Source organism: Methylorubrum podarium (assembly GCF_040270385.1).
Taxonomy (GTDB): Bacteria; Pseudomonadota; Alphaproteobacteria; order Rhizobiales; family Beijerinckiaceae; genus Methylobacterium; species Methylobacterium podarium.
On record NZ_JBELQE010000053.1, the window covers coordinates 19,939 to 28,183 of the forward strand.

7 protein-coding genes and 1 pseudogene are annotated in these 8,245 nt (G+C 65.8%); 2 read left to right on the top strand and 6 right to left on the bottom strand.

The features are described 5' to 3' along the window. Positions 1-8: 8 nt before the first annotated feature. The 5 genes from ABS772_RS09215 to ABS772_RS09235 all read right to left on the bottom strand — a co-directional run bounded on the left by ABS772_RS09215 (position 9) and on the right by ABS772_RS09235 (position 7,167). On the bottom strand, positions 9-2,342 hold the full coding sequence (locus ABS772_RS09215) for a TonB-dependent receptor family protein (protein ID WP_350393932.1): 2,334 nt from the start codon (positions 2,340-2,342) through the stop codon (positions 9-11). A gap of 102 nt (positions 2,343-2,444) precedes the next feature. After that, positions 2,445-3,818 (bottom strand): PepSY-associated TM helix domain-containing protein, encoded by a 1,374-nt coding sequence (locus ABS772_RS09220; protein WP_350393933.1) that lies wholly within the window; start codon positions 3,816-3,818, stop codon positions 2,445-2,447. Positions 3,819-4,548: 730 nt separating this feature from the next. Next, positions 4,549-5,717, bottom strand: a protein-coding gene (locus ABS772_RS09225; RefSeq protein WP_350393934.1) for an IS3 family transposase whose coding sequence is annotated in 2 segments (ribosomal slippage) — positions 4,549-5,453 and positions 5,453-5,717 — 1,170 coding nt in all. Because the reading frame shifts where the segments join, the coding sequence is not laid out codon by codon here. A 235-nt stretch (positions 5,718-5,952) separates the two neighbouring features. Then, on the bottom strand, positions 5,953-6,360 hold the full coding sequence (locus tag ABS772_RS09230) for a helix-turn-helix domain-containing protein (protein ID WP_350393936.1): 408 nt from the start codon (positions 6,358-6,360) through the stop codon (positions 5,953-5,955). Between the two features lie 123 nt (positions 6,361-6,483). Then, positions 6,484-7,167 (bottom strand): thermonuclease family protein, encoded by a 684-nt coding sequence (locus ABS772_RS09235; protein ID WP_350393938.1) that lies wholly within the window; start codon positions 7,165-7,167, stop codon positions 6,484-6,486. A gap of 182 nt (positions 7,168-7,349) precedes the next feature. Between ABS772_RS09235 and ABS772_RS09240 the strand changes: the two genes are divergently transcribed. After that, positions 7,350-7,637 carry a hypothetical protein gene (locus tag ABS772_RS09240; protein WP_350393940.1) on the top strand — a complete coding sequence of 96 codons (288 nt, stop codon included), beginning with the start codon at positions 7,350-7,352 and terminating at the stop codon, positions 7,635-7,637. A 60-nt stretch (positions 7,638-7,697) separates the two neighbouring features. Here ABS772_RS09240 and ABS772_RS09245 read toward each other — a convergent pair whose 3' ends face one another. Next, positions 7,698-7,841 carry a hypothetical protein gene (locus ABS772_RS09245; protein ID WP_350393942.1) on the bottom strand — a complete coding sequence of 48 codons (144 nt, stop codon included), beginning with the start codon at positions 7,839-7,841 and terminating at the stop codon, positions 7,698-7,700. A 26-nt stretch (positions 7,842-7,867) separates the two neighbouring features. Between ABS772_RS09245 and ABS772_RS09250 the strand changes: the two are divergent. Further along, a pseudogene (locus tag ABS772_RS09250) lies at positions 7,868-8,032 on the top strand (DUF4113 domain-containing protein); the annotation flags it as partial. Positions 8,033-8,245 lie beyond the last annotated feature (213 nt).

The window sequence follows — 8,245 nt, forward strand, 5'->3', positions numbered from 1 at the left end:
TGAGGGCATCAGAAGGACAGCCGCATGCCGCCGACGAAGTTGCGCGGGGCTCCCGCGAACACCGAGCCGGTGGTGTTGGCCAGGACGCCCGCTCCGTTCTGTAGGCCGGAGGCGGCGCTGATCGAGTTGGCGAGGTTCTGGGCCGAGGCGATGTAGGTCCTGTCGAAGACGTTCCGCGCCTCGAAGAACAGGTTCAGCCGCTTGGCGTAGCCGACGAGCTCCGTCGTGTAGTGCACGTTGAGGTTCAGGATGGCGTAGCCGGGCGCCTTCAGCAGGTTGGCGTTGTCGATGAAGAAGTCGTCCTGGAACACCGTTTCCACGTAGCCGCCCAGGCCCGCCAGAGGGCCAGTGGCCTGCTCGTAGCCCACGCGCGCCAGGAGCTGGTGAGCGGGCACGCCGGGGATGTGGTTGCCCGCCCGGTCGAAGCGCCTGGTCAGGCTGCCGGCGCTGAGCTGCTCGACGTACCTCGTGTAGATCTGGTCGTCGAAGGTATAAGCGGCGGTCGCGCGCCAGCCGGGCGCGAAGGCCCAGTCCGCCCCGACCTCGACACCGCGATGCTCGGAGCCTGGTGCGTTGAAGGTGTAGCTCAGGAGGCCGGCGCCGGGCGACTGCGTGACGAGCTCGTTGCGGAAGAACTCGTAGAAGCCGGTCACGCTGAAGCGGACGCCGGGCAGCGGCGTCCAGTCGGCACCGACGTCGAAACCGAGGTTTTCCTGGGTCTGAAGCTGTCCGTTGTTGCCCGGCACGCCAGCAGACGTGACGGTGAGGTTCGAGGCCGAGGGCGTGGCGTAGCCGGTCGCCACGCGCCCCCTGAACTGCCACTCAGTGTTGGGCCGGTAGAGCAGCGAGAGTTCCGGCGCGACGTTGAGGAAGCTGCGGTCGATGTTGGCCAGCGTGGTGGTGACGCCGCCGGCAGCCGGGAAGCCGTAGGTGATGTTGCGGCCGTTGATCGTCGTGTTCTCGGCGCTGATGCCGGCCACCGCAATCCACTGCTCGGAGAGCTGCAGCTCGATCCGCGCGCGCCCGCCGAGGTTGGCCTGGGTGGCCTCAAGGTCGGCAGTCAGGGCGCCGAGCCGCGCCCCGCCGTAGGGCGCGCGGTTGTAGGTCAGGCTGTGGCTGTCGAGGGTGTTGTAGGCGAGCGCGACGTAGCCGGTCGCCGGCAGGCCGAACAGGGCGCCGCGCCGAGTCACGTCGGTGAGGAAGTTGAAGCCCGGGAAGTCGCCGCGGCCCGAGCTCGTGTAGAAGGGCTGGTTGATCTGGCGGTCATCGAACACGAGCTGGGTACGCCAGGTCGTGAAGGCGTCGAAGTCGTGCTCCCAGCGACCGCCCACGATGGTGCGCCGGTCGCCGCGGAAGAACGCGCCCTCATCAGCGGTGACCGGCACGGTGGCGCCGTTCCGGCCGTTGAGGAGCAGGTTGTAGGACGCGCATCCGGGGGCCGCTGCGGCGGCCGTGGCGCAGCCGCGCTGGAAGGGGTTAAGGCGGAACTGGTTGAGCGAACCGCGGCCGGGCAGGTCGGTGGCGACCTCGTTGTTGATGATCTTCAGGGTGAAGCGGTCGTCCGGCGTCGGCGTGTAGGTGCCCAGGAAATTGATGGTCTGGGTGTCGAACGAATTGTGGCTGAGGAAGCCGTTGCTGCGCGTGTCGCTGGTGAACAGGCTGTACTCGAACGGGCCGCTAACCCCACCGAAGGTGGCGTAGTTGTTGAGGTAGCCAAAGCTGCCAGCATCGACGCCGTACTCGACGCCGTTGATCTCGGAGCCGCGGCGGGTGACGAAGTTCAGCGCGCCACCCGTGGCGAAGTTGCCGAAAAAGGGCGATTGGGGGCCGCGGAAGACATCGATGCGCGAGTAGGCACGCGGGTCGACGAGGTCGAAGCGCGAGGAGCCGTCCGCCTGGGTGACGGAAAAGCCATCCTCCAGCACGACCATGTTTCGCGAGACACCGGTGGCGCGGGCGTTGTTGCCGCGGATCGAGACGACGACATCGCGGGGTCCGTTGCCCTGACGCACGGTCACGCCGGGGCTGTTCCGCAGGATGTCGGCCACGCTCGTGGCGGCGCGGTTGTCGATGACGCCCTCCCGCCCGACGCTGGTGACGACCTCCCCCACCGGTCTGTCCAAGGGTGTTGGGGCGGAGACCGGCGGCAGGCTGGGCTTGGCGATACCGGCCGCCGCGGTCGGCGCACCACCGGAGCCGCCATTGCCCTCCGAGGTGACGGAGATCTCCTCCAAGGCGACAGCCTGGCCGCCTTGGGCCAGCGCGGCGGTGATAGCTAGCGGGCTAGCGGCCAGGATCAGGCTGAGCGCGCGGGCACGATGGCCGGAACGGCGGTGGGACATAACGGATGCTCGTCGGATGGCGGCAGGCGGATGCGACCGCTGCGACCGGGAAAGGAGAAGCGAAGGGTGCAGGGGCGGGGGCCTTCGGCCTCGGCCGCGTGGTCAGTGCGCTTGGCGCGGGCGCAGGGCCTGAAGGCCGAGGTCGATGAAGACCATGCCGAGGATTGCCAAACCGGTGAGCGGGAACAGTGCGCCGAGGCCGAGCACGATCATGGTTACGGTCGTGGCGACGCGCCGGTCGCGCGGCCAGGGCGGAACGCCGAGGCGGCCGGCGGGCCTGCGCTTCCACCACATCACCGCAGCCGTCACCGACAGCAGGATGGTGGCGAGGCAGAAGGCCAGCATCGCGAGTTGGTTGGCCCGGCCCCAGTGCTCGCCCTTGTGGATACCGATGCCGTACTGGATGACCCGGGCGACCCCGCCGAGGTCGTCGAAGCGCACATCGACGAGCGGCTTTCCCGTGTACTGGTCGAGCGAGATCATCCGCTGCCCGGCCACGTCCTTTGGGTAAGCTGCCGCGGCATAGACGCCGGTCTCACCAACCGGCAGGGAAATCTCGAAGCCGCGCGGCATCCCGAGACCGCGCAGGATCTCGACCGCGCGCGCAAGGCCGATGGACGTCGCCGAGCTCGGCTGCGAGACCGGGACCGGCGCGTCCTCCATCGCCCACCCGGTCGTGGTGAGCATCTCCTGCATCGGCACGTTCGAGACGGGCTTGTTGGCCCACAGCGCCCGCGGCTGGCCGACGCCGGCCTCGTTGGACAGGGTGCGTACCTGCTGGCCCCACCAGACCGACCACGGCAGGCCCGTCGCGGCGAGGAAGAACAGGCCGGCGCCGGCCACCAAGCCTGTGACGGCGTGGAGGTCGCGCCACCAGACGCGCTTGCGCGGCGTCCCACGAACACTGACGACGCCACCGCCCTGCCGGCGTGGCCACCAGAGGTAGGTGCCGGTGACCACGAGGATGATGGCGAAGCCGGCCACGACCTCGATGACGGCGTTCGCGAGCGTGCCGAAGTAGGCGAGGCTGTGTAGGCGCCGCACGACCATCATGAACTCGCCGTCGCGGTCGGTTCGGTCGAGCACGTCACCGTTGTAGGGGTTCAGGTAGACGAGGGTCCTGCGAGGACCCTCAGCCATCGTCGCCACGGCTGCGGCGGTCGGGTCGGCTGGGTCGGCAAGCGAGACCGGCACCCCCGTGGGCAGGGCCTCTGAGGCGTTGAAGAGGAGGACGTCCGGGCTGAGGGGCTGGCTCGCCTGCGCCGCCACCGTCGTCCGGTAGGCGAACAGGGTGCCGTTGATCTCGTCCTTGAAGAGGTAGAGCGAGCCCGTTGCGGAGAGCAGGATCAGGAAGGGCAGGCAGAGCAGGCCGGCGCAGAAGTGCCAGCGCCAGACGGCGCGGTAGACGGCGTCCTGCGCTGGGCGCGCGACGACGGCGGAAAACGCCGTCACGTCGCCCTGGAGAGACTGTGACATGGGAAAGGTCCGGGTCTGAGCGATCTGGGAAGCGGATCGGTCAGACGGCGGGCGGACCTCGTGGACTAACGGACTGGTCGGGAGGTGCGCGTGCTCGGACTATACCGGCGTCGCGCCACGGGGCGGAAGCCATCCGAGTCGGGGCCCATGCCACTGTCGCAAACGCCGACAGGAGCGGGTGGAGCAACTGCGCGGCTTGCACCGCCGTGCAACAGGTGTGGTGTTGGCACGCGGGCCCATGATCGCTCGGCACGGTCGAACCGTCGTGCTCGGCGCAGATCACACCGCCGACCGGGATGGAGGGCAACGTGACGAGGCCGCCAAGAAAGGCCTGCAGAAATAGCGCGTAAAGCGCGATCACGGCGATGATCGCGCGGCCTTGGATCGTCCGAGGCAGGCACCCGCGCATGACTGCACTTAAGGTTCGCCAGAAGTGCTGGTCAATCCACCGAGGAGGGATTTACCGGCGACCTCGCTTCCGAAAGCCAAGAGGTGTGGTGTTTGCGCCTAACCCTGCGGGGATCCGTCGAACCCGATCGACTGAACGGGCTACTGAACGCTGAGCTCGTGCTCCCAATCCACACCTCTAGGGTTCTGGACGCATCTAAGTGACTGGAAAACGCTTGTTTTTCCACACTCAAACTGGAGGTGGCTGAACGGGGGTGAAAGAGGTTTCTGATGCCGGCCGCCGGATTTTGGCCTGCCCCCATTGGGTGGCCCAGGCTTGAAGTTAGTGCATCGTCGGTCGTGTGACGATGGCGGGGCGAGCGGACGGAGCTGAGCCGCTCGGCCCTGCCGGCCAGATGACGACCTCTGGTGCGGGCGGCTGGTAGTCCAACGACGAGTGCGGCCGGATGCTGTTGTAGTGTATCCGCCACTGCTCGATCACGACGCTGGCCTCCTTGAGGGTGTAGAACACCTCGCCGTTGAGGAGTTCATCCGGCAGCTTCGCGTTGAAGCTCTCGCAATACCCGTTTTCCCATGGACTGCCCGGCTCGATGTAGGCGGTCTGCGAGCCAACCGCTGCGATCCAGTCCTGGACAGCTTTCGCGATGAACTCTGGGCCATTGTCTGACCGAATATGCCCGGGCACGCCGCGCAGGCTGAACAGATTCGAAAGAACATCGATCACGTCGTGCGCCTTCAGCTTGCGAGATGCACGGATGGCCAGGCACTCACGAGTGAACTCATCGATCACGTTCAGCATCCGGTACTTGCGACCGTTATGCGTGCGATGTTCGACGAAGTCGTAAGACCAGACGTGGTCGGGTCGCTCCGGCCGTAGGCGCACGCACGAGCCGTCGTTGAACCAGAGGCGGGCTCGCTTCAGCTGTCGCGCTGGGACCTTGAGACCCTCCCGCCGCCAGATCCGTTCAACCCGCTTCACGTTGACCGTCCAGCCATCGCGCCGGAGCAGCGCCGTGATCCGGCGGTACCCATAGCGCCCGTACTGGAGAGCCAGCGCGACGATGGCGGCTGTCAGGGCCGCCTCGTCTTCGACCACAACGGCGCACTTGCGCTGGGTCGAACGATGCTGGCCCAAGACACGGCAAGCGAAGCGTTCCGATACACCATGCTCGGCAACGACGTGGTCGACGCAAGCCCGGCGGTGAGCCGGGCTCAGAAGTTTCCCGAAGCCGCCTCCTTGAGGATCAGCTTCTCCAGGGTCAGGTCGGAGATCGCCCGGCGGAGGCGCTGGTTCTCCATCTCCAAGGACTTCAGCCGCTTGACCTGATCACCCTTCAGGCCGCCGTACTCGGAGCGCCAGCGGTAATACGTGACCTCGGTCACCTCGATGGACCGAATTGCTTCGGCGACCTTGCGGCCTTGAGCGACCAAAACATCGACTTGACGCAGCTTGGCGACGATCTCTTCAGCCGTATGCTTCTTCCGACGCATCAAAACATCCTCCACATGGCACAAGGCCATACCACGGGGAGGACCACTTTCCAGGGGGCAGGCCAAGGGCGCGACCCCGTCCGGCTCGGCCGCGGTGAGGTTTCGCTTCAGACCCGGTGAGCATTCGGGCCCGCACCTCGGTCATGCGGCCGCCATCACCGACGCCGACTGGCGCAGCCTTCCGCGACCTCCTGCACCGTCGCCTCTCCGCGATGCGGTTGCGCACGGTGCGGAGTTAGATGTCTTGTTCTCGGCCGAGACGAGATATCCTGCGCACAATCGCAACAACCTCAAGGCGCATGTGATCATCCTCAAGTGCGTTGAAGTCACGTAGGAGATCGATGGCACCATCGGAGCGTAGGAAAACGAACGCCTCGCCCTGCTCCGCCCCAGCGCCTTCCTCGTCGTCATCGAAGAAAGTCGAGACAGGTACATCGAGGACGCGAGCGATCTCGCTCAGGCGGCTGGCACCAACACGGTTCGAGCCATTCTCATACTTCTGGACCTGCTGGAAGGTGACGCCGATGGAACTGCCGAGTGCGGTCTGCGAGAGGCTCTTCGATCTGCGCAAAATCTGGATGCGCTGGCCGACGATACGGTCTTGCTCAGTCGCCCGCTTCGGCTTTGCGCTTGGAGTGTCCATGGCTTCAGGCCCTGTCAGGGAGAACGATAGGGCATGCACCCCGCCGGAAGCCCACAGCAACCGCCGCGCTAGCATTTTGGTTGCAGAGACCAGAGGCGCCGCAGCATCTCGGCCAGATGACCATCAACCCCGCGGCGCCCGCCAGCCGGCCGCTTTAGCCTCGTCCTGCGAGCAGAACAGGCGCTCGCCAGCGCGGTCGTTGATGCGGGTGCGCTCGTAGTCGCGCGAGCCGGGTAGGTGGTAGATCCGCTCGCCACTGGCTGAGATGTTGCCCTTGATGTTGCAGCCGCTCGCCTTGCTTGGCGGCGTGACAGTCTCAGGCCTCGAGCGTTCACCGCCGGCACGCTTCGCGCGCCGCCAATCGGATGGATCCTGGAAAGTGCCCGCCCAGACGCCGTGCCGGAGCGCCTTTGCCGTGAGTTCAGCGTTGACGTACTCATCGGTGTAGCGCCGGTATGCAACAGCGTGTCCCTGCCCGACCATCCAGGCGTTCAGGTCTTCCGCATCGGCACGGCAGATGGCGACGACGCGGCCGTAGCGGTCGGTCTCGCGCGGATCACATGTCACGAGGCGTTTCCCGATGTGATCGGCGAGAGCCAGGGCAGCCGCCTGTCCGCAGCGGTAGTCCTTGCCAGTGGCGTCCTTGCAGATCTGCGCGCTTTCCAGCGCGTCGATACCGTGCAGGCGGATGCGCGTCCCCCGGACGTCTAGCGTGTCGCCATCGATAACTGAGGCTCGGCCAACGAACGGCTCAGCGTGGGCTGGCGTGGCGAGAAGCAGGACGAGGAGCCAGGGCTGGGAGCGCATCTCGTCGCTCTACCACGCTGTCGCATATCGCCCCAATGAGAGTTTCGGAGAGAGGGATGACGGTGAACTGATAGGCGCTATGGCGCTTGTCCTCTTATCCCTTTCTAGCGTCGCCTTCGTCGCACGCCTGGATACGACATCATATTCACATGTTGTTCGTAGATCTAGCTTCAGGATCTATTATGAAAACCGTTGCCATGGCCATCTGCGGATTTGTGCTTGCGCTCGCAGGTTTCGCCTCTCTCACTATCTCCGCAAGTTCACAGCCTCGAACTGGATCGGGAGCCATCGTTACGGACGATGGCAACGTCACTGGTGGGCGGAATAGAGGCACAACGATCTCGCGTGGCGCCACGGGCGCAGATACCGTCACCAGCAACTCCGCAGTCGGCGGCAACGCCAACCAGCCTGAGCGAGCCGTGCCTCAGGGCAGCGGCGGTGGTGGCAGTGGGAATGGAGCGGGCAACTAAGCCTCGCAGACATCAAGGCCTTCATCCCCGCCCGGCTCGGCCGCGGCGGGATTTTTCAACTCAGCCCCTCGACGCTGCCAGCATCCGCTTCCGCACCTCGGTCATGCGCTCGTCGTCGCTGGCGCCTGTCGCCATGGCCTCACGCCCGACAGCCTCGTAGATCTCCCGCACCGCCGCCTCATCCAGGCCGAGCCTCGCTGCCAAAGCTTGAGGCACTCGGTATCGACACCGTCATGGGGGCGATGGATACCTGCAACGCCCGTTTCGGCCGCGGCAGCGTGGTGCCCGCTCGCGCCGGCCTGGAACGGCAGCGCCGCACCTGGACGACGAAGTTCGAGATGTGCACCCCACGCTACACGACGCAGGTGGGTGAGCTGCCGGTCGCGCATGCCTGATGGGTCGGCTTCCGACCGATTTTTGTTGAAAAACTCGGGACCAGCCCGAAGCGGCACCGGAAGCTGCGCTAGTCGTAGAAAATTCTACTTCCGCATCATACAGAAGGCGTCGCTGTCGCGGCATCGCACTACAGGAAAAGAAAAAAGTTCTCCAGCGCCCTGTCTTGAGCGATGCCCAAAGCACTGCCTCTGCGTTTTTCAACGAAATCAACC

Excerpts from the sequence above, each read along its gene's own strand:
- ABS772_RS09215 (WP_350393932.1), bottom strand. The coding sequence starts at position 2,342 with ATGTCCCACCGCCGTTCCGGCCATCGTGCCCGCGCGCTCAGCCTGATC.
- ABS772_RS09230 (WP_350393936.1), bottom strand. The coding sequence starts at position 6,360 with ATGGACACTCCAAGCGCAAAGCCGAAGCGGGCGACTGAGCAAGACCGT.
- ABS772_RS09240 (WP_350393940.1), top strand. The coding sequence starts at position 7,350 with ATGAAAACCGTTGCCATGGCCATCTGCGGATTTGTGCTTGCGCTCGCA.
- ABS772_RS09235 (WP_350393938.1), bottom strand. The coding sequence starts at position 7,167 with ATGCGCTCCCAGCCCTGGCTCCTCGTCCTGCTTCTCGCCACGCCAGCC.
- ABS772_RS09220 (WP_350393933.1), bottom strand. The coding sequence starts at position 3,818 with ATGTCACAGTCTCTCCAGGGCGACGTGACGGCGTTTTCCGCCGTCGTC.